Consider the following 20,360-nt stretch of genomic DNA (forward strand, 5'->3'; position numbering starts at 1 on the left):
TCGTCGCCTTACCTTCCCGTTATGGACCTCGAGCTCAGGCACCTCAGGATCGTCCGCGCGGTCGCGGACGCGGGAAGTGTGAGCAAGGCCGCGTCCCTGCTCGGGCTGGCACAACCGGCCCTGACCGCACAGCTCAAGCGCATCGAAAGGGTGCTCGGCGGCGCCCTCTTCGAGCGTGACCGCCACGGCGCCAGGCCCACCCGCCTCGGCGAACTCGTGCTCGACCGGGCACGCGTCCTTCTCCCCGCAGCCAAAGAACTGCAGGACGAAGCCGTACGTTTCGCTCACACCCCCTCCCCCGGCTTCCGCATCGGCGCCACGAACGGGCCGATACTCGGGGGCCTGGTCGACCGGCTCGCCGCCGAGCGGAAGGTCAGCACGTACACGTCGTGGTCGACGCACGAGCTGAACAGCATGGTCGAGCTCGGCCGGCTCGACTACGTCCTGACCGGGGCGTGCGGCGACTCCGGCACCCCCACCGGCACCCTCATCTGGGAGACGATCAGCCTCGATCCCGTCTTCTGCCTGGTCGGAGAGGACCATCCCGTCGCCAAGGAGAAGGAGGTGGAGCTGGCCGACCTCGCCGGCGAGCAGTGGGCGGTGACACCCGGCGACGGCTGTTTCGCCGACTGCTTCGCGATGGCGTGCGCGCGGGCCGGGTTCACGCCGGGCACGATCTACGAGACCGACGTGCCGACCTGCGCCCACCTCGCCCAGGTCGGGCGGGCCGTCGTGCTCTGCCAGGCCACCCACCAGGCCGCGCAGGGGCTGGTCATGGTGCCGCTGGCCGGCGCGCCGCTGCGCTGGCGGCAGCTCCTCGGCCGCCACCCCACCGCGCCCGAGGCCGCCTGGGTGGTCGGTCAGGCCAAACAGGCCCACATGGACGCGGTACGCCGCAGCCCCGTCTACTACGACTGGCTGGTACGAAACCCGGGTTACGGCACCGCTCCATAACACGGCGATAGGGGCAAAGTGATACTCCTCCGCGCCGGGAACCGCCGTTACCGTGACGGCACCCCAGCAGCGAGGAGACACCCATGCTCCGCACCCCGGCGCTGATCGGGATCACGATCGGCGCGTTACTCGTGACGGCGACCCCGGCCGTCGCCACCGCGAAACCACCGTCAGGCGTGGTCGACGCCCTGCAACGCGACCTCGGCATCACCAAGGACCAGGCGATCGACCGCCTGGCCAACGAGGCCCGCGGCAACGCCGCCGCACCCGGCCTGAGCAAGCAGCTCGGCGACCGCTATGCCGGAATCTGGTACGAAGGCCCCGAAAGCGCCCTCGTCGTGGCCAGCACCTCCGCCGCCGACACCGCCTCCATCACCCGCGCCGGCGCCAGAGCCCGCGTGGTGCCGCGCTCGTTCGCACAGCTCACCACCGTCAAGGAGGGCCTCGACCGGACGGCGCCACCGGCCTCCGTCCACAGCTGGGCCGTCTCCCCGCAGAGCAACTCCGTCGTCGTCCTCACCAGCGACGAGCAGGCCGCCCGCGCCTGGGTCGCCACCAGCGGCGTCGCCGACCCCGCCGCCGTCACGTTCGAGCCCTCCTCCGAACGCCCGCGCCCGCTCTACGACATCCGCGGCGGGGACGCCTACTACACCTCGGACGGCTACCGCTGCTCGGTCGGCTTCGCCGCCAGACGCGGCACCCAGCTCGGCTTCACCACCGCCGGCCACTGTGGCACCACCGGCATCACCACCACCGGCTACAACCGCGTCGCCCAGGGGACGTTCCAACTGTCCTCCTTCCCCGGCAACGACTACGCCTGGGTCGCCACGAACACCAACTGGACCGCGCCCGGCGTCGTCAACACCTACACCTCCGGCACCGTCCCCGTCCGCGGCTCGGCCGTCACCCAGCCCCAGGGCTCCGTCTGCCGCTCCGGCTCCACCACCCAGTGGCACTGCGGCGTCGTCCAGGCACTCAACTCCACCGTCAACTACCCCGAAGGCACCGTGTCCGGCCTGACCCGCACCAACGTGTGCGCCGAAGGCGGCGACTCGGGCGGCTCGTTCATCTCCGGCGACCAGGCCCAGGGCATGACCTCCGGCGGCTCCGGCAACTGCACCTCCGGCGGCACCACGTACTTCCAGCCCATAGGCGAGGCCCTCTCAGCCGGCGGCCTCACCCTCGTCACCGCCGGCACCGAACCCCCGCCGACCGGCTGCCAGGGCTACGAGGAGACGTACACCGGCTCCCTCACCTCCAACCAGAGCGCCTACCAGCCGAACGGCTCCTACTACCAGGCCACCGTCTCCGGCCCCCACGCCGCCTGCCTCGACGGCCCCAACGGCACCGACTTCGACCTCTACCTCCAGAAATGGAACGGCTCCTCCTGGGCCGTCGTAGCCAGCGCCACCACCCCCAACCCCGACGAAACCCTCACCTACAACGGCACCTCCGGCTACTACCGTTACCGCGTCCACGCATACACCGGCTCCGGCTCCTACACCCTCGGCCTGAACCGCCCCTAATCCCGACCACCCCCATTACCCGCAGCACCACCGCACCCCTCGCGGCTGTGCTGCGCCTTTGGTGATCGCCTCGGGCTCCAAGAAGGCCGCCAGGCATGGAATGATGTCGGCGGAGACCCGTCTCCCGTCCAGCCGGGCACCACGGCGGGGCCCGATGCTCTAGCCTTAGCTTGCACGGGCTCGGCATGATCCTTCGGTGCCTCGCCCGCGACGCACAACTTCATCCAGGGGCGGTAGCTCAGCCGGTCAGAGCATCGGACTCATAATCCGTGGGTCGTGGGTTCAAGTCCCACCCGCCCTACTCACCAATACCGCGTTCGACCTGGGGTTTCTCGGTTTCCGCCGACCTCGGATCTCGTATTTGATCATGGTCGGTTGCTCGGTGGTTGCTCTTGTGTGCGAACCGTGTACGATGGTAGATCGTCCAAATCGCCATCGTCAGCTCAGACCCCGGTGACGACCATCAGAAGATCAAGTCAGAAGGCCTGGACGACACCGCCGGTCAGCGATGGCCTTGTGCAAAGTCAAGTCTCGTCCAAGCCGCTTCGTCGTGCTCCCCTGACGTCTCTGACCAGCAGATAAAAGATCCGCTGCTTTTCATAGCGAGCAGCCAGCGCGGCGGAGCCCGACTCCCTGGGATCCACCGCGCGCCAATGCTGGATCAGCCGGTGACCGAGTTGAGTGCGGCCAGGTAGCCGAGCCGGTAGCCGTTGGCGTTCGGGTGGAGCGGAGTGGGGTTGAGGACGGGGTGGATCCACGACTGGCTGGCGCAGACGGCGTGCCCGGCGAAGAACGACTGGGCGTCAACGAACTGGAAGCCGGACTTCGCCGCGCTCTGGTCGAGGCTCTGGTTGAGCGCTCGGCCGAACCGGTTGAGTTCCTTGCGCTGGTACTGGTTAGGGACGATCCAGGCGCTGCAGCCCGAGCTCTCCTCGAACAGGAGCGGGTAGCCGAGCACGTAGACCGTCGCAGACGGGGCAGCCTGACGAATCGCGGTATAGGTGGTCTCGACCTTGGCCGCGATGGCGGGCAGACCGGCCACGGCCTGGTTGATCGCTGTGGTGCAGGCCGTGTCGCCGGACTGCATGCAGGTCAGCACCTGCGCCCCCCAGCCGGCGTCGTTCCCGCCGATGGTGATGGTCACCACGTCGGTGTCCGCCGTCAGGCCCGAGATCTGCTCGGCCAGTACGTCGTCGGTCACCGCGCCACCACAGGTGACGTCGGTGAACGCGGTGATGCCGTGGGCCTGGGCCCACAGCGTGGGGTATCCCTGCGGGCTGCGGCCGCAGTCGAGAGTGACTCCTGGGGCGCCGAGGCCGGAGGAGAAAGAGTCTCCCATCGCCACGTACTGGGTGGTCGAGTCGTAAGCGGAAGTGGCTGCATGGGCCGGCGCGACGAACAGGCCGGCGGCGGCCAGCAGGGGAAGGGGAGCGGCGAGAAGACGAACCAGGTTCCTTCGCATGAATGGCTCCAGGGGGTGCGAGGGCGCGCGCGTTCGCATGGTGCGATCGCGGCGGCGGAGGTTAACGCGAAGTAAAGCTAGACCGACCTTTACTTGAGGTCAAGGTCCAATTTGTCGCCTTCAGCGGTCGCGCTCGACCCACCAGTTCAGGGTTGACGGCCAGGCGTGGTCGGCGATGAAGTCCTTTTCGCTGGGCCGCGAGAGGCCGAACTGGCCTGCGACGACAGGGTTATCCTGCCCGGAGGCGAGCGTCGGTCGATCGCGGTCACGTCGATTCGCCCCGTCCTCACCCTGGGTGAAGTTCGTAGACTTGCACGGTGTCCGCACGCACGCATGCCAGTCTCAGCGGTCGCCGCTTCGAGGAAGACGACCTCCTCGATGCCGCGCGAACCGTCTTCCACACCGAGGGATACGCCGCCGCACAGATCGCGGACATCGCCAGGCGAGCCGGGACGACCAAACCGACTCTCTACGCGCGGCTCGGCAACAAGGAGCAGATCTACCTGAGTGTCGTACTGCGCGAGGCCGAGGTCTTCCGGAAGTGGGTCGCCGATGCCTACGAGCGAGGTAGCCACCTGCCCCTCGCGGAACTGTCCCAAATCGGCATGGAGCCGCTCTTCCGCTTCGCGGCCGAGCGGGCCGAAGGCTTCAACCTGCTTTTCCGGGGCGAGAAGACCGGCGACATGCCGGCGACCCTGCGGCGAGAGGTCGTCAACAGCGTGACCGAGCAGCTCACCAGCCTCATCAAACGCCGCCAGGAGGCGTTCGGGTCCGGCCTCGGCTCCAAGGCCGACACTCTTGCCGCAGCCTGCGTCGGCGTCGCCCTCCAAGTCTGTGAGCACACGATCGACCACGGTGGCGACCTGAACGCTGCCCGACATCTCGCGGCCCGCTTTGTCGAGAACGCCTTTCACAACCTCGACGTCGCGTCCCCGACCCCATGACGGCCATCACCGAACCAGCTTGATCGCCTCGCACCCGCGCTGAGTGTGCACGTCCTGTTCAACGCACGAAGCCTGTCATCCGAGTCGAGACATAGGGGCCGAGGGGACCAACACTCCGACCACACGGGGAGCCTGCGGTCAGGGGCAGCATGGCTTTCCGGACCCTGGGCCGAGACATGTCTAAAAACGTTTCAACAGCCTCTTGTCGTCCGCCTCACCAGCGGTTAAGTTGCTCTTTCAGAAGAGCTGAGACGTATAAGTAACAATACGTAAACACCCGTGTGATGTGCGTCTTGACCTTGGAGCGGGCTCCCGCTGTCCAGCGGGTTGAGCATCGCCATCGAGCCGTGTCCGGCGCCGTCGTCCAGTAACTCTCTGAGGAGACTTGAGCCAAGTGGACTTGACCAGCAGCCGACCTCTGACGATCATGCGTGACCACATTCAGCGGGCGGTCGATGGCGGCGTCTGGCCTGCCGTGCAGTTCGCCGTCGCCCGGCACGGCGAAATCCAGGTGTTCGAGTCGTTCGGCGAGGCCCGTGACGGCGACCGGTTCTGCCTGTTCTCGGCCACCAAGCCGATTGTCGCCTCGCTAGTGTGGCAGCTCATCGGCGAAGGGCTGATCGGCCTGGAGACCCGAGTGGCCGAGGTGTGGCCCGAGTTCGGCGCGCACGGCAAGGACGTGGTCACCCTTGAGCACGTGCTGCTGCACACTTGTGGTTTCCCGACGGCCGCCGTCTCTCGCGATGCCATCACCTCCCGCGACAAGCGGGCCGCCGAGATGGCGAAGTGGCGGCTGGAGTGGCAGCCAGGCAGCGGGTTCTTCTACCACGGCATGTCGGCGCACTGGGTGCTGGCGGAGCTGATCCACCGGCTGACCGGCCAGGACTTCCGGCAGGCGCTGCGCGACCGGGTGCTCGACCCGCTGGGACTGGACCGGCTGGAGCTGGGCGTGCCGGTGGAGCGCCAGGGGAACCTCCAGCGGGTCACCTCGACCGGGGTCCGCTCGGTCGATGTGTTTGAGGCGCTGTTCGGGCAGCCGGTCGACGAGGCCGCCGCGGAGGCCGAGCTGGCGGATGTCCTGGCCATCGTCAACGATCCGGAGCTGCGCACCGTGGGCGTGCCGGGCGCGGGCGGGTTCTCCGACGCGGCCAGTATGGCCCTGTTCTACCAAGAACTGCTGCACAACACGGCAGGGCTGTGGCGTCCTGACGTGCTGGCGACGGCCACCGGCGAGATCCGCAACACCTTTCCCGACCCCATCCGCATGGGAGCGCCCGCCAACCGCAGCATCGGCCTCGTCATCGCCGACCCGGACGACGGCGCGGCACTGAAGATCCCATCACACGGCATCGAGGTGCCACTGCAGCCGTTTGGGTCACGGGTGTCGCGCGGCGCGTTCGGCCACGGCGGCGGAGGCGGGCAGTCCGCCTGGGCCGACCCGGCGACCGGCCTCTCGTTCTGCCTGGTCACCAGCGGGATGGACCGCGACGTGGTGGCCGACCTGCGGCGCCATCTCGCCATCGAGTCGCAGGTGCCGGAACTGGCGTAACGGCCACCTCTCCCCACCCCCCGCTCTCGTGAGGAGCCACTGCCATGACCACAGCACAACCCGTGCCGCCCCACCTCGACGAACCCGCAGTGCCCGGCACGTCGATGACCTACCTCGGTGGGCCGCCCTTGCGCCGCTACCTACTCGTCTACATCCTGGCGATGGCGGGCATCACGGCCGCCTACGGCGGTATCGGGTCCATCATCCTGCCGCTGCACATTCAGGACATCGAGTTCGCCCACTGGTTCACGGGGCCTGACGCCACCGTCAACCTGCAGCAACTCACCAACCTCAAGGCCCAGATCGACGCGGGCACCGCCACCGCGACCGCCCAGCAGCAGCATCAGCTCGGCCTGCTCGCCTCCTATGAGGCGGCGCGGGCGGGCAACCTGTCGATCGTCACCGCCGTCGGCGCCATCGCCACCATGCTCGTCCAGCCCATCGCCGGGCTACTGTCGGACCGCACCCGTTCCCGCTGGGGACGGCGCGCCCCCTACATCGCCGGCGGCGCGGTGCTCGGCGCCGCACTGCTGATCGGGGTGCGATACTCCGGCGGCATCGGCGTGATGATCGGGCTCTGGGCGTTCGCCCAGGTGGCGATCAACCTGGCGCAGGGCCCCCTGAACACGACCGTGCCCGACCGGATTCCGGAGAGCAGACTCGCCACGGTCTCCGCGCTGTCGGGGATCGGCACCTCGGGCGGGGCCCTGCTCGGCGCCGTCGCCGCCGGCAGCGTATTCGGTGCCCTGGGCCTGGACAGCTACTACCCCTTCGCCCTGGCCCTGGCTGTCACCGGGCTGCTGTTCGTGCTGGTGGCCCGCGACCGGTCCTCGCTCGCGCTTCAGGTGCCCGAGGCGAACTGGGCGGGTCTGCTGAAGTCGTTCCTGGTCCCGCTGCGTTCGGCGGACTTCCGCTGGGTCTGGGTCGCCTCGCTGACGATGGCGATCAGTTACGCCGTGTCGAACGCCTTCGGCCTCTACATGCTGCAGAGCTACATCCAGCCCGCGCTCAGCACCGCCGAGGCCACCCGGATCATCCCGGTTCTGTCCATCGTCACCCTTCCGGGCATGCTCGTCTCGATGCTGGTCACCGGCAGGTGGTCCGACCGGATCGGCCGCCGCAAGCCGTTCGTGATCGGCGCCTCGATCCTGTTCGCCGCCTCCATGGTGGTGCCGCTGCTGTGGCCGGCGCTGCCGGCCATGTTCGTCCAGACCGTCGTCGGTGGGCTGGCGATCGGCTGCTACCTGGCGGTGGACCGGGCGCTGCTGATCGACGTGCTGCCCGACCGGACCGGCGCCGCCGGCCGCGACCTCGGCCTCGGCGGCATGGGGTTCAGTCTCGGTGGGGCGGTCGGTCCTGTTCTGGCCGGTCAGGTCGTCGGCCTGACCGGCGGTTACAGCATGCTCTGGGTGATGGCGGTCGTGATCGCGCTGGTGGCGACGGTGGCGATCGTCCCGGTCAAGAAGGTCAAGTGAGAATGGAGAACCGCATGCCCGCCTTCCCCGACTCCTTCCTGTGGGGAGCCGCGACTTCGGGACACCAGGTCGAGGGCAACAACACCAGCAGCGACGTCTGGGCGATGGAACACGTCCCCGGGAGTACCTTCCACGAGCCCTCCGGCGACGCCTGCGACAGCTACCACCGCTACCCGGAGGACATCGACCTGCTGGCCGACGCGGGTCTCAACGCCTACCGCTTCAGCGTCGAGTGGTCGCGGATCGAGCCGGAGAAGGGCAGGTTCTCCCGCGCCGAACTCGACCACTACCTGCGGATGGCCGCTACCTGCCACGAACGCGGCCTCACCCCGGTCGTCACGCTCAGCCACTTCACCGTGCCTGCCTGGTTCGCCCGCGACGGTGCCTGGAACCAGCCCGAGGCGCCCGAACTGTTCGAGCGCTACTGCCGTCAGGTCATCGCCCACTTCGCCGGTGAGGTCACCTGGTGGGTCACGCTCAACGAGCCCAATGTGGGCGCGCTGCTGTCCGCGTCCGGGCTGCTCGCCTACGGCGGTTCGGCCGAAGCCGCGCGCGAAGACCCGAAGGAGACATTCGCCCGCCGCGTCGGCGGCGAGCCCAGCACCGCCACCGTCGCCCTGCCCGTCACCACCCCCGAGGGCGTCGCGAACCTCTGCGAGGCGCACCGCCGCGCCCGTACCGCCATCAGGGAACTGCAGCCGAAGGCTCGCGTGGGCTGGTCGCTCACCATCCAGGACTTCCAGGCCGGCGCGGGCGGCGAGCAGAGGGCGGCCGACATGCTGCGGCAGATCGTGGAGCCGTTCCTGGAGCTGTCGAAGGACGACGACTTCGTCGGCGTGCAGACCTACACCCGGATGGTCTTCGGTCCGGACGGCCCCCTCAAACAGCCCCGCACCGAGCGCACCTTCCAGACCGGCTGGGAGTACTACCCGCAAGCTCTCTCCAACGCCGTGCGCCTGGCGGCCAGCTTCACCGGCGTGCCCGTCCTGGTCACCGAGCACGGCATCGCCACCGCCGACGACGACCTGCGCGTCGCCTACCTCCGCGAGGCGCTCACCGGCCTGCGCGGGGCCGTCGCCGACGGCACCGCCGTGCTGGGCTACCTGCATTGGACGCTGCTGGACAACTGGGAGTGGCACGCGGGTTACGCCATGACGTTCGGCCTGGTCGCCCTGGACCGCGAAACCTTCGAACGCGCCCCGAAGCCGAGCCTGCGCTATCTGGGACGGGTGGCTGCGACCAACGGAGCCTGCCTGGACGACAACAGCTCGTCCTGAGCGGAGGCGGTCCCACTGATACGATTCAGCGCGGTGGAAGGCGGGGATCAAGGAGACGTCGATGGCCCGAGCACGGCGAGTCACGTCCATCGACGTGGCCAGAGAGGCCGGAGTCTCGCAGGCCACCGTCAGTTACGTGCTCAACAACGTCTCGCACCAGAAGATCGCCGAGGAGACCCGGCAGCGGGTCTTCGCGGCCGTGCGGAAGCTGGGTTACACCCCCTCGGCCGCGGCCCGTACCCTGCGGCTGGGCCGCAGCGACATCGTGCTGCTGCTCATCGCGAACATCCCGCTGGGCTCCACCGCCATCGAGCTGATCGAGCACCTCACCGCTGACCTAGAACGGCACGGCCTCAGCGTCATCACCCGCATCGAGAGCGGCCGCACCGTAGCCTCGCTGTGGAAGGATCTGGCGCCGGCCGCCGTGGTCTCTTTCGCTCCCCTCGCCAGGCAGCATCGCGCCGACATGCGCGCGGCGGGCACCTACGTGGTCAACGTCTGGGGTGACAGTGACGGCGAGCCGAACGTGATGGCCCAAGGGCAGATCCGCGTCGGACGGATGCAGATCGATCACCTGGTGTCGCGGGGGCATGCCCGGGTAGGCTACGCCGCTCCCGCCGACGCCCGGGTGCGCGCCTTCTTCGAGCCCCGCCTGGAGGGCGTCCGGCAGGGCTGCGCCGAGCACGGCCTGACACCGCCGTCGGTGCGAGAGGTCGCGCTGGACATGGACGCCGCGACCGCCGCGGCGCGCGCCTGGCGGGACGAAGACGTCACCGCCGTGTGCGCCTTCAACGACGAGATCGCCATCGCCCTGCTGGCCGGCCTGCGCGCCGCCGGCCTGTCGGCCCCCGGCGACCTGGCCGTCATCGGCGTGGACGACAACCCCATGGCCCGCTTCGCAGAGCCGCCCCTGACCACGATCGACCAGCACATGGGAGCCGTCGCCGCCGAACTGGCCGACACGGTTCTCGCAGGTTTGGAGAGGCCGGACGCCCGCCGCTCCGCGCCGCCGGAGAGCACGACCTTGGTGATCCGCCGCTCTGCATGAGCCGCTGGGCCTCGAATAAAATCAGTGCCGCACAGCTCCAGCGGCCCTCTACCTTCAAGAGATATGGACATGCAGGAGCTTCTGAGCCGTACGGCGAGAAACGCTGTACGGCAACTCGTCACCGGTCTGGCGGTCGGGGCAATCCGCGAGTACTGGGAGAACGAAGGCTTCGCCGCCGTGCCCGATCTCCCTGCACTGGACACGAGCGTTCGCCGCAACACCTTCGACTCCTACGCCGCAGCGGTCGATTGGACCGATCATCGACATGTCGAACGCTGCGGGTCTTCGAAACCCTCCTGCGGCGCGTCAACCGGGAAAGCGGCGACAATCCGGCGCTATCGTTCGACGAGGTCCGCGACGCCCTCGTCCAGGACGGATACGAGCTCCGTCCGGATCTCCGCATCCGCGCCCGCCACCTCGGCCACCTACAGCTGCACCTGAAGGACCTGTCCGACCCTTCAGGCATTCAAGCCGAGCTCGAAAGAATTCGCCGATCAGTCGCCGAGCACCCGGACGACGCGATCGGTGCGGCCAAGCAGCTGATCGAGGCGACCGCCAAGATCGTTCTCAAGGAGCGCGGCGAGTCGTTGAGTGACCACGATGATCTCGCCGACCTGGTGAAGCGGTCTCAGCAATCGCTCCTGCTCCATCCGCGGCAGTCCCCGTCCTTGAGTAACCCCGACGCCGCGGGTGCCGTGAAGAGGATCCTGGGTGGGTTGTCCTCCATCGCCCTCGGTGTCACCGAACTCAGGAACCAGTACGGTTCCGGGCATGGCAGGCTGAGCGCACCTACCGGGCTCTCCCCGCGCCACGCCCGCCTGGCTGTCAACGCGGCGAGCACATGGTGCGAGGTGATGCTGGAGACGCTCGCGGACCCCTCCGCGCCATGGCGCAGTGCCTCAGCCTGACCATCCCACGATCGAGACGTAGTCGGCCTTCGCCATGCTCAGCCGGCAGGGCAGGCCTCGTAGAACGCCCGGGTCACCGCGGGGTCGGTGAAGCGGCAGCCGAACGTGGGCGAGGCGACGATGCGCGCGTTCAGGAGATCGTCCCCGGCCGGGCGCCGGTGGCCGGGCGCCTCCACCCACCGGCGAAGGTCGTTCCACGCCGTGGTCACCTCGGCAGGGGTGAAGTCGCAGTGCCCCGTGGCGCGGATCGCGCGCTGTACGAGCAGGTCGGACTGGCCGTGACGCGCGACCGCCCGCGCGTAGATCTGCCCTGTCGACAGCGGCACGACCAGATCTCCTATGTCGTTCAAGCTGAGTACAGGCACCCCTGGCTTGCCGAGGATCCGCGGCACGGCGTTCAGCGCCAGGCTGGTACGCTCCTCGACGCTGGCCGGGGCGACGCGCTCGACGATCGGGTTGATGTCGATCGGGGTGGTCGGGGTGTAGCGGGTGGTGACGTTCTGGGCGACGGACGGCCCGGTGGGCGCCAAAGCCAGCAGGAAGTTCGCGTACAACGAGGCGGCGGCGTCGGCACCTGGCCGAGTACCCCCGGATAGATGGGTGATGACCTGCCGGAACTGCCGACCGGCCTCGTTGGCGGGGTCCTGGGTTGTGAGGCCGAGTTTGGACTGAATCTGTGGCAGCGCGGTGCTCGCGTAGTTGGCCGGCGCCGGATAGGCGTCCACGCCGGACAGCGCCTGCGCCGCCAGGTTGACGTCGAGGAAGAAGTCGAACAGGCGGTTGTCGCTCAGCTGGCCGCAGAGCGACAGCCCTGCGGCGTATGAGCCCGGGTATTCCTCCAGGGAGCGGCCGAGGACGTGCCCGCCCATCGAGCCGCCTGAGAGATAGGTCCGGCCAGGCCGGTGGGGAAGCAGCCGAGCGGCGTGGCGGGCCAGAGCGCGGGTGCTGGTCACGCCGTCACCGGCGTCGTAGCCGTTCTTGGTGTAGCTGGATGCAGCCCAGGCATATCCCTGGTTGATCCATGCCTCACGCAGCCCGGAGGGCGGGGTTTCGACAGTGAGGACGGTGCCGCCGCGGAGGCCGTGCGCCCACATCGCGAGCTGCCCGTTCCAGTTCGGCGGGATCTCGATGGTGTAGGCCGCATGCTGATGCATGCCTTGCAGGACGCGGGTCGGCCGACCGCCGACCGTCAGCGGGGGCAGCGGCGGGTTGTCCACCGTGTAGCCGGGCAGCGGCTGGTCGGGGTCGGTGTCATCGGCGGTGGCCGGGGTCGTGGCCGACAGGGCGAGCGCGCAGGCAGTGGCCATCACCGCCGTGGTACGGCGCAGCCGGGGAAGGTGTCGTAACAAGGTGACTCTCCTGAGGGTCAGGGCCGGCGGAGGAGGTAGCGCTGCATCTTGCCGCTGGGGGTCTTGGGCAACGCGTCCACGAAGTGCACGCGGCGCGGGTAGGCGTGCGCGGAGTAGCCCGTACGGACGAGTTGCTGCAGCTCGGCGGCCAGTTCGGGTGTCCCGTCCACCCCGTCGGCCAGGACGGCGAACGCTTCGACGACCTCGCCGCGCAGCTCGTCGGGCCGCCCGGCCACGGCCACCTCGGCGACGGCCGGATGGGTGGCCAGCACGCTTTCGACGTCGAAGGGCGCGATCCGGTAGCCGGCCATCAGGATGAGGTCGTCGTCGCGGGAGGAGAAGAAGAAGTAGCCGTCGTCGTCCACCGTTCCGGCGTCGCCGGTCAGGTACCAGCGGCCGTCCGGGGTGAATCGGGCCGGGGTGTCGGCGTAGCCGGTGAACCACATCAGCGGGCTGGCGGTGACGTCGAGCGCCACCTGACCGTCCACGACGCCGGCGGTGAAGCCGGGCAGCGGCTTGCCCATCGATCCAGGGCGGGTGGGTTCGGAGAGGTCGGGATGCCACGCGTTCACGATCATCATGCCGTGCTCGGTCTGCCCGTAGTGGTCGCGCACCTCGACGCCGAGCGCGCCGGGAGCCCAGGCCGTGATGTCGGGCGTGAGCGGCTCGCCGGCTGAGGAGGCGCGGCGCAGGGTGAGGCCGTCCACCGCGCCGCTTTGCCGCAGGCCACGGTAGACGGTGGGTGCGGCGGCGAAGTTCGTGACGCCGAACGCCTTGAAGACGGCAAGGGTGGAGTCGGCGGTGAAACCGGCGTTCAGCAGCAGGTTGCGTCGGCCCATGGCCAGCGGTGCGAGGATGCCGTAGTACAGGCCGTAGGCCCAGCCGGGGTCGGCGGCGTTCCAGAACACGTCCTCGGCGGTGACGTCCAATCCGTAGTGCAGGTAGCAGGCGAACGAGGCCAGCGCCCCGGCCGGGACCGGCACGGCCTTCGGCGCTCCGGTGGTGCCGCTGGTGAACAGCCTGATCAGCGGGCCCTCTCCCCCGACGGCCACCGCGTCGGCCATCGGCTCGCAACCGGCGGCGATCTCGTTCAGCTCCGGCCCGGCCACCAGCACCGTGAGGTCCGGGAGAGAGGCGAGCTTGTCCTGCTGGCTCGGCTCGGTGACGGCCAGCCGGGCGCCGCTCGCCCGGACGCGCATCTCGATCGCGGGCGTGGCGAACGCGGTGAACAGGGGCACGTGGACGGCGCCCAGCCGCCAGATCGCCAACAGGGTCACCACCAGTTCCCGGCGCTTGCCCATCAGCACGGCGACACTGTCCCCGGCGGTCACGCCGGACAGCGCCAGCACAGTCGCCAGCCGTCTCGACGCGTCCGCCAGCTCCCCGTAGGTCAGGTCGCGGGCGCTGAGATCGGGTTCGACGAAGGTGAAGGCGACCGCCGACGGGTCGTGCCGGTCGCACAACAACTCCGCCGCACACGCCTCGGACGTGCCGAAAACGGCCTGCCAGGACTCGAGCCGCGCGGAAACATCTCTGTAATTCGCGGATGGCATGGGCCATACTCTGCGCCGTGACGTTCAACACGCGTACCCTCCGAAGAGGGTGCCGATGAAGCCCCAGGCCGAGCGGCTGCAGGCCACGCTGACCAGGATCCGGTCCCTGACCGGGGTTTCGCTCGCGTTCGCCGGGCCCGTCGATCGGGACGGCGTGCTCCTCGAACGTTTCGACGGCCCGGTCGTGGGCCCGTTGTCCGGGGTGAAGCTGTCCTTCGGGCACGGGCTCGGCGGGAAGGTCGCCTCGATCCAGCGGCCTGTCGTCGTCAACGACTACGTCCGCGCACCGCACATCACGCACCAGTACGACCGCATCATCAGAGCCGAAGGGCTCCGCGCGATGGTGGCGGTCCCGGTCGTGGTAGCCAAGCGGACAGTCGCCGTCGTCTACGCCGCGTTCCGCGACGCGCAGGTCATCGGCGGTCGCATCTACGACGTCGTCGCAGGCGAGACGAGAACGCTCGAGCACGATCTCGTCGTCGCGCAAGCGCTGAGAACCATCGAGCCTCCGCACGCCGGCGAGGTAGCGGTCGTCGAGGAGAACCGCCGGCTACGGGCCGCCCTGCGTGACACCTACACGCAACTGCGGCTGCTCGCCGCCAGGACCACCGATCCGGAGCTCCGCGAGGAACTGCTGCGCGAGGCCGGACGATTCACCGAGCCGGGGCCGCCCGCGCTCATGCTCACGGCCCGAGAGAACGACGTGCTCGCCCTGGTGGCGGGCGGCCTGACGAATGCGCAGATCGCCGCGGCGCTCGGCCTGACGACCTTCACGGTCAAGAGCTACATGAAGTCCCTGATGAGCAAGCTCGGCGCCGGATCCCGGCATGAGGCGGTCGTCCTGGCCCGCCGGCAGGGCCTGCTGCCCTGAGGAGCCACCTGTAAAAACGTTTCAACAATCTCTTGTCCTCTCGTTTCGGCGAGATTAGATTGCTCTCTCACAAGCACTGAGACGTATAAGTGACTCTGTGGAGCCTCCATGACACCACCCACTTCGCTGCGCGACCACATCCAGAAGGCGGTCGATGACGGCGTCTGGCCTGCGGCCCAGTTCGCCATTGCCCGGCACGGCGAGATCCTGGCATTCGAGTCGTTCGGCGATGCCCGTGACGGCGACCGGTTCTGCCTGTTCTCGGCCACCAAGCCGATTGTCGCCTCGCTGATGTGGCAGCTCATCGGCGAAGGGCTGATCGGCCTGGAGACCCGAGTGGCCGAGGTGTGGCCCGAGTTCGGCGCGCACGGCAAGGACGTGGTCACCGTTGAGCACGTGCTGCTGCACACCTGCGGCTTCCCCAACGCCGCGCTCGACGACGGCGGGATGGAGGCGTGGCGGCTGGAGTGGCAGCCGGGCAGCCGCTACGAGTACCACGCCACCTCGGCGCACTGGGTGCTGGCGGAGCTGATCCACCGGCTGACCGGCCAGGACTTCCGGCAGGCGCTGCGCGACCGGGTGCTCGCCCCGCTGGGACTGGACCGGCTCGAACTGGGCGTGCCGGTGGACCGGCAGGCGGACCTCAAGCGGGTCACCGCCACCGGGAAGCGCTCGATGGAGGTGCTGGAGGCGCTGTTCGGGCAGCCGATCGACGAGGCCGTCCTGGACGCCGACTCGGCGCGGACGCTGGCCGTCGCCAACGACCCAGAGCTGGTGACGGTGGGGGTGCCGGGCGCGGGCGCCTTCTCCGACGCGGCGAGCGTGGCCCTGTTCTACCAGGAGCTGCTGCACAACAGGGCAGGCCTGTGGCGGCCGGACGTTCTGGCCACGGCCACCGGCGAGATCCGTAACACCCTTCCGGATCCGATACGGATGGGTGCTTCCGCCAACCGCAGCATCGGCCTGATCATCGCCGGACCCGACGACGGCGCGGCGCTGAAGATCCCGTCGCTCGGCGTCGAGGTGCCGCTGCGGCCGTTCGGCGGCGCCGTGTCGCCCCGGGCGTTCGGGCACGGCGGCGCGGGCGGGCAGTCCGCCTGGGCGGACCCGGCCACCGGCCTGTCGTTCTGTCTGCTGGTCAACGGGTTCGACCGCGACCTGCTGGGCGACACCGAGCGGCACGCCGCCATCGAGTCGCGGGCGGCGCAGTGGGCATGACATCTGACCTCTCCCTCGCCGAGCAGGCATCTCTCACCTCGGGCGGCACCGCCTGGACCACCAAGGCCGTCCGCGACGTCGTACGGGAGCTGCGCCTGTCGGACGGCCCGCACGGGCTGCGGCGACCGCAGGACGGGTCGCTGCTGTCCCCCAGCGTGCCCGCCACCTGCTTCCCGCCCGCCGTCACGTCTGGATCGACGTGGGATCCCGCGCTGGTCCGCCGCATCGGCGCCGCTCTGGCACGGGAGGCCTCGGCTCTCGGCGTGGACGTCATCCTGGGCCCCGGGATCAACATCAAGCGCAGCCCGTTGTGCGGCCGCAACTTCGAGTACTTCTCCGAGGACCCGCACGTCAGCGGCGTCATGGGCGCGGCGCTGGTGGATGGCGTCCAGTCTCTTGGGATCGGCGCCTGCGTCAAGCACTTCGCCGTCAACAACCAGGAGACGGACCGGATGCGCGTCAGCGCGGACGTGGACGAGCGCACGCTGCGCGAGCTGTACCTGCCGGCCTTCGAGCGAGTGGTGCGCGAGGCCCGACCGTACACCGTGATGGCCGCCTACAACCGGATCAACGGCGTGTACGCGTGCGAGAACCGGTGGCTCCTGACACAGGTCCTACGTGAGGAGTGGGGCTTCGACGGCCTGGTGATGTCCGACTGGGGCGCCGTCAACGACCGGGCCACCTCCCTCGCCGCCGGCCTCGACCTGCAGATGCCGCCGAACGGCACCGACCGCCAGGTCACGGCGGCGGTCGAGGAGGGCCGCCTGGACCGGGAGGTCGTCACCACGGCCGCTGGACGCGTCCTGCGGCTGCAGGAGCGCGTGGACCAGGCGGAGCGCTTCGACGACTGGGACGCCGACGCCCACCACGAGCTGGCCCGCGAGGCGGCGCGGGCGGGCGCGGTCCTGCTGAAGAACGACGACGGCCTGCTGCCGCTCGACCCGATGGCGCGGCTCAAGGTGGCGGTCATCGGCGAGTTCGCCCGCACCCCGCGCTACCAGGGCCACGGCAGCTCCCGCGTGACGCCCACCCGCCTCGACACCGCCTGGGACGCGCTGCGGCAGGCGGCGGGACCGGAACTGCAGCTGACCTTCTCCCCCGGCGGGTCCACGGCTGTCGCCGACGCGGCCGAGGCCGACGTCGTGCTGCTCTTCCTCGGCCTTCCCGAGGAGTCGGAGATGGAGGGGCAGGACCGCGCCGACATCGCCCTGCCCCGCCACCAGGTGGATCTGCTGCGCGAGGTGGCCGCCGTCTGCCCCCGGGTCGCGGTCGTGCTGGCCAACGGCGGCGTGGTGTCGGTGAGCAACTGGCGGGACGACGCGCAGGCGATCCTGGAGTGCTGGCTGGGCGGGCAGGCGGGCGGGACCGCGGTGGCCGACCTGGTCTTCGGCGCGCACAGCCCGTCGGGCAAGCTGACCGAGTCGATTCCGCTCCAGCTCCAGGACGTGCCCTCCTACCTGCACTTCCCCGGCCAGGACGGCCACACCGTGCACGGCGAGGGCCGCTACGTCGGCTACCGCCACTACGACACCCTGGACGTGCCGGTGGCCTACCCGTTCGGGCACGGGCTGAGCTACACCACCTTCTCCTACGAAGGCCTGGAGGTGGAGAAGACCGGCGAGAACGCCTGGACGGTCCGCGTCACCATCACCAACACCGGCTCCCACCCCGGCGCGGAGGTCGTCCAGCTCTACGTCGCCTTCGACGAGCCGCACCCCACCCGCCCCCGGCACGAGCTGCGCGGCTTCACCAAGCTGCCTCTGCAGCCAGGTGCGTCGGCGCAGGCAGAGTTCCGGCTCACCGGCCGCGACCTGGCCTGGTACTCGACGAAACGGGGCGGCTGGCGCATCGACCCCGGCACGTTCACGGTCGAGGTGGGCGCCTCCTCCCGCGACATCCGACTGCGGGCCGAGCTGCACACCCCGGGCGACGGCATCGCCGACGAGCTGACCGGCGCGTCCTCGCTGGGCGAGTGGCTCGGCCATCCGGTCGGCGGCAAGCTGCTGCGCCAGCGGCTCACCGAGCATCCAGGCGCGGTCAAGCTCGACGACGTCGACTCCATGGTGCTGTCCGCCGTCGCCCAGATCCCGCTCGCCAAGTTCACCGGGCCCATCCTCGGGCTCACCCCGGAAGCGATCGCCGCACTCGTCGCCGCCGCGCAGGAGGAATCATGAGCTTTCACCCGCAGATCGCCGCCCGGCTGGCGCACGCGACGGGGCCCGAGGTGCTGAGCGAGCCTTTCGGCCCGTCCGAGACGTGGGATCTGAAGATCGAGGACCGTGAGATCGAGGGGCCGGGCGGCCCGCTCCGGTTGCGGATCTACCGTCCCGTGAGCGAGGCGCCCGATCGGCCGTGCCTGGTGTGGATGCACGGCGGCGCCTGGGTCGGCGGCGACCTGGACATGCCCGAAGCCCATGAGACCGGCCGGGGCGTCGCCGGACGGGCGGACGCGGTCGTCGTCTCCGTCGAATACCGGCTGTGCGACGAGAGCGTGCACTTCCCCGCCCCGGTGGACGATGTCGTCACCGCCTACCGGTGGGTGCGGGAGCACGCCGCCGAACTCGGCGTCGATCCGGCCCGGGTCGCGCTGGGCGGGGCCAGCGCCGGCGGCAACCTGGCCGCCGGAGCGTCCCTGCGGCTGCGCGACGAGGGCGAGACGCCCTGGCAGGCGCTGCTGCTGTACCCGCTGGTGCACGCCCCGCTGCCGGAGCCGTCGGACGAGCTGGCCGCCGCCCTGGCGATGCTGCCCGCCGCGTTGAGCTTCCCGTCCCATCTCATGGACCAGGTGTTCGCCATCTACCTGGACGGCGCGCCGGTCGAGACGGCCTCGCCGTACGCGTTCCCCGGCCACTCCGGCGACCTGAGCGGCTTCCCGCCCACCTACCTCGACAACGACGAGTTCGACCCGCTGCGCGGCAGCGGCGAGCGCTTCGCCGACCAGCTCCGCGCCGCCGCCGTGGAAGTCGAGCAGGTCACCTCGCCGGGCGTCGTGCACGGCCACCTCAACCTCGTCGGCCTCGACGTCGCCCACGCCACGCTCGACCGCATGGCCGCCCGGCTGCGGAGGCAAGGATGAGCGAGGTCGCGGGGAGGTTCGACCCGCTGTTCGAGCCGGTGGTGGCGGCCTTCGCCGACACGGTGACCGAGCCGGAGTCCGGCGGCGCCGCTCTGTCGGTCTGGCATCACGGCGTCGAGGTGATCAACGTGTGGCGCGGCACCGCCGACGCCCGCACCGGCCGGGCGTGGGACGAGCGGACCATGGCCGTGCTGTTCTCCGCCACGAAAGGGCTGGCGGCCCTGGTCGTCGCCGGCCTCGCCGAGCAGGGCAGGATCGACCTGGACGCGCCGGTGGCGCGGTACTGGCCGGAGTTCGGCGTCCATGGCAAGGACACGCTCACCGTCGGGGACCTGCTGGCGCACCGCGCCGGACTGATCTCACCCGACACCGATCTCGGGCTGGACGAGGTGCTGGACAGCCACCGGTTCGCGGCACGCCTGGCCGCACAGCAGCCCCGGTGGACACCCGGCGCAACCCACATGTACCACGCGATCACCTGGGGGCCGCTGGTCCGGGAGGTGGTGTGGCGAGCGACCGGTCAGGAGCTTCCCTCGCTGTTCCGCTCGCCCGATGTGACGTTGCAGGCCACGGACACCGAAGTTGCCCGGGTCGCCCACCTCACCCCCTCACCGGCGTACGAGGCGCAGGGTCGCATGCTGGAGCAGTTGCTCACCGACGAGGCGAGCAGGCGTTTCCTCACGACCGGCGGCGCCTTCCCGCTGGGTTTCGTCACCGAGGACGGCGGCTTCAACGACCCGCGTGTGCAGAAGGCCGGCCTGGTCAGTGGTAGTGGCCTCGGGACGGCGTCCGCGCTCGCGCGGGTCTGGTCCTCGGTGGTGACGCCGACCGGCGGGCGGCGACTGCTGTCCGAGCGCGGTGTCACCCTGCTCACCCGCGAGCGCAGCAGCGGGCCCGGCTTCATGGACGCGGGCAACCCAGGACCGTTCCACCGCTGGGGTGTCGGCGTGCAACTCTCGTCCGAGGCACTTCCGCTGCTGTCCGACGCGTCGTTCGGCCACGACGGGGCGGGCGGCCAGGCCGGATTCGCCGATCCCGTCCACCACGTCGGCTTCGGCTACCTCACCAACCGCATGCAGGCCACGAGCAACGTCCCGCAGGTCGTCTCCGCGCTCAGAACGGTGCTCGACGCGGCGTAACGAAAGGAAGC

The 20,360-nt window shown here is 69.9% G+C and carries 16 protein-coding genes and 1 tRNA gene; 14 read left to right on the forward strand and 3 right to left on the reverse strand.

Features of this window, described 5'->3' with window-relative positions; genetic code table 11:
• Positions 1-21 precede the first annotated feature (21 nt).
• The 3 genes from HCN51_RS15755 to HCN51_RS15765 all read left to right on the forward strand — a co-directional run bounded on the left by HCN51_RS15755 (position 22) and on the right by HCN51_RS15765 (position 2,781).
• Positions 22-954 (forward strand): LysR family transcriptional regulator, encoded by a 933-nt coding sequence (locus HCN51_RS15755; RefSeq protein WP_168010350.1) that lies wholly within the window; start codon positions 22-24, stop codon positions 952-954.
• A gap of 83 nt (positions 955-1,037) precedes the next feature.
• Complete coding sequence (locus HCN51_RS15760) at positions 1,038-2,480, forward strand: S1 family peptidase (RefSeq protein ID WP_168010351.1); 1,443 nt, start codon at positions 1,038-1,040, stop codon at positions 2,478-2,480.
• A 227-nt stretch (positions 2,481-2,707) separates the two neighbouring features.
• Positions 2,708-2,781, forward strand: a tRNA-Ile gene (locus HCN51_RS15765).
• A 360-nt stretch (positions 2,782-3,141) separates the two neighbouring features.
• On the opposite strand, the gene HCN51_RS15770 is transcribed toward HCN51_RS15765, so the two are convergent.
• Entirely contained in the window at positions 3,142-3,942 is an 801-nt protein-coding gene (locus HCN51_RS15770; protein WP_168010352.1) for an SGNH/GDSL hydrolase family protein, read from the reverse strand.
• A 317-nt stretch (positions 3,943-4,259) separates the two neighbouring features.
• On the opposite strand from HCN51_RS15770, the gene HCN51_RS15775 reads away from it, so the two are divergent.
• The 6 genes from HCN51_RS15775 (at position 4,260) to HCN51_RS15800 (ending at position 11,143) form a co-directional block, all read left to right on the forward strand.
• Positions 4,260-4,886 (forward strand): TetR family transcriptional regulator, encoded by a 627-nt coding sequence (locus tag HCN51_RS15775; protein ID WP_168010353.1) that lies wholly within the window; start codon positions 4,260-4,262, stop codon positions 4,884-4,886.
• Positions 4,887-5,313: 427 nt separating this feature from the next.
• Positions 5,314-6,435, forward strand: a complete 1,122-nt coding sequence (locus HCN51_RS15780) for a serine hydrolase domain-containing protein (protein WP_168010354.1) — start codon at positions 5,314-5,316, stop codon at positions 6,433-6,435.
• Positions 6,436-6,479: 44 nt separating this feature from the next.
• On the forward strand, positions 6,480-7,910 hold the full coding sequence (locus tag HCN51_RS15785; RefSeq protein ID WP_168010355.1) for an MFS transporter: 1,431 nt from the start codon (positions 6,480-6,482) through the stop codon (positions 7,908-7,910).
• A gap of 2 nt (positions 7,911-7,912) precedes the next feature.
• Complete coding sequence (locus HCN51_RS15790) at positions 7,913-9,187, forward strand: glycoside hydrolase family 1 protein (protein WP_240972888.1); 1,275 nt, start codon at positions 7,913-7,915, stop codon at positions 9,185-9,187.
• A 61-nt stretch (positions 9,188-9,248) separates the two neighbouring features.
• On the forward strand, positions 9,249-10,235 hold the full coding sequence (locus HCN51_RS15795) for a LacI family DNA-binding transcriptional regulator (protein ID WP_168010356.1): 987 nt from the start codon (positions 9,249-9,251) through the stop codon (positions 10,233-10,235).
• A 248-nt stretch (positions 10,236-10,483) separates the two neighbouring features.
• Positions 10,484-11,143, forward strand: a complete 660-nt coding sequence (locus HCN51_RS15800) for an abortive infection family protein (protein ID WP_168010357.1) — start codon at positions 10,484-10,486, stop codon at positions 11,141-11,143.
• A 38-nt stretch (positions 11,144-11,181) separates the two neighbouring features.
• Here HCN51_RS15800 and HCN51_RS15805 read toward each other — a convergent pair whose 3' ends face one another.
• Positions 11,182-12,492 carry an alpha/beta hydrolase family protein gene (locus HCN51_RS15805; RefSeq protein WP_168010358.1) on the reverse strand — a complete coding sequence of 437 codons (1,311 nt, stop codon included), beginning with the start codon at positions 12,490-12,492 and terminating at the stop codon, positions 11,182-11,184.
• A gap of 17 nt (positions 12,493-12,509) precedes the next feature.
• Complete coding sequence (locus HCN51_RS15810) at positions 12,510-14,045, reverse strand: AMP-binding protein (RefSeq protein ID WP_168010359.1); 1,536 nt, start codon at positions 14,043-14,045, stop codon at positions 12,510-12,512.
• Positions 14,046-14,100: 55 nt separating this feature from the next.
• Between HCN51_RS15810 and HCN51_RS15815 the strand changes: the two genes are divergently transcribed.
• The 5 genes from HCN51_RS15815 to HCN51_RS15835 all read left to right on the forward strand — a co-directional run bounded on the left by HCN51_RS15815 (position 14,101) and on the right by HCN51_RS15835 (position 20,349).
• Complete coding sequence (locus tag HCN51_RS15815) at positions 14,101-14,916, forward strand: helix-turn-helix transcriptional regulator (protein ID WP_168010360.1); 816 nt, start codon at positions 14,101-14,103, stop codon at positions 14,914-14,916.
• A 108-nt stretch (positions 14,917-15,024) separates the two neighbouring features.
• Positions 15,025-16,134 (forward strand): serine hydrolase domain-containing protein, encoded by a 1,110-nt coding sequence (locus tag HCN51_RS15820; RefSeq protein ID WP_168010361.1) that lies wholly within the window; start codon positions 15,025-15,027, stop codon positions 16,132-16,134.
• Positions 16,131-18,308 (forward strand): glycoside hydrolase family 3 C-terminal domain-containing protein, encoded by a 2,178-nt coding sequence (locus HCN51_RS15825; protein WP_168010362.1) that lies wholly within the window; start codon positions 16,131-16,133, stop codon positions 18,306-18,308. The genes HCN51_RS15820 and HCN51_RS15825 overlap by 4 nt, the downstream gene beginning before the upstream one ends.
• Positions 18,305-19,210, forward strand: a complete 906-nt coding sequence (locus HCN51_RS15830; RefSeq protein WP_168010363.1) for an alpha/beta hydrolase — start codon at positions 18,305-18,307, stop codon at positions 19,208-19,210. The genes HCN51_RS15825 and HCN51_RS15830 overlap by 4 nt, the downstream gene beginning before the upstream one ends.
• Positions 19,207-20,349 (forward strand): serine hydrolase domain-containing protein, encoded by a 1,143-nt coding sequence (locus HCN51_RS15835; protein WP_168010364.1) that lies wholly within the window; start codon positions 19,207-19,209, stop codon positions 20,347-20,349. The genes HCN51_RS15830 and HCN51_RS15835 overlap by 4 nt, the downstream gene beginning before the upstream one ends.
• Positions 20,350-20,360: the final 11 nt, after the last annotated feature.

The organism is Nonomuraea composti (genome assembly GCF_012034275.1).
GTDB classification, from domain to species: Bacteria; Actinomycetota; Actinomycetes; order Streptosporangiales; family Streptosporangiaceae; genus Nonomuraea; species Nonomuraea composti.

Coding starts and splice junctions, on each gene's coding strand:
- HCN51_RS15760 (WP_168010351.1), top strand. CDS start 1,038: ATGCTCCGCACCCCGGCGCTGATCGGGATCACGATCGGCGCGTTACTC.
- HCN51_RS15780 (WP_168010354.1), top strand. CDS start 5,314: ATGCGTGACCACATTCAGCGGGCGGTCGATGGCGGCGTCTGGCCTGCC.
- HCN51_RS15825 (WP_168010362.1), top strand. CDS start 16,131: ATGACATCTGACCTCTCCCTCGCCGAGCAGGCATCTCTCACCTCGGGC.
- HCN51_RS15790 (WP_240972888.1), top strand. CDS start 7,913: ATGGAGAACCGCATGCCCGCCTTCCCCGACTCCTTCCTGTGGGGAGCC.
- HCN51_RS15810 (WP_168010359.1), bottom strand. CDS start 14,045: ATGCCATCCGCGAATTACAGAGATGTTTCCGCGCGGCTCGAGTCCTGG.
- HCN51_RS15820 (WP_168010361.1), top strand. CDS start 15,025: ATGACACCACCCACTTCGCTGCGCGACCACATCCAGAAGGCGGTCGAT.
- HCN51_RS15755 (WP_168010350.1), top strand. CDS start 22: ATGGACCTCGAGCTCAGGCACCTCAGGATCGTCCGCGCGGTCGCGGAC.
- HCN51_RS15815 (WP_168010360.1), top strand. CDS start 14,101: ATGAAGCCCCAGGCCGAGCGGCTGCAGGCCACGCTGACCAGGATCCGG.
- HCN51_RS15770 (WP_168010352.1), bottom strand. CDS start 3,942: ATGCGAAGGAACCTGGTTCGTCTTCTCGCCGCTCCCCTTCCCCTGCTG.
- HCN51_RS15830 (WP_168010363.1), top strand. CDS start 18,305: ATGAGCTTTCACCCGCAGATCGCCGCCCGGCTGGCGCACGCGACGGGG.
- HCN51_RS15835 (WP_168010364.1), top strand. CDS start 19,207: ATGAGCGAGGTCGCGGGGAGGTTCGACCCGCTGTTCGAGCCGGTGGTG.
- HCN51_RS15785 (WP_168010355.1), top strand. CDS start 6,480: ATGACCACAGCACAACCCGTGCCGCCCCACCTCGACGAACCCGCAGTG.
- HCN51_RS15795 (WP_168010356.1), top strand. CDS start 9,249: ATGGCCCGAGCACGGCGAGTCACGTCCATCGACGTGGCCAGAGAGGCC.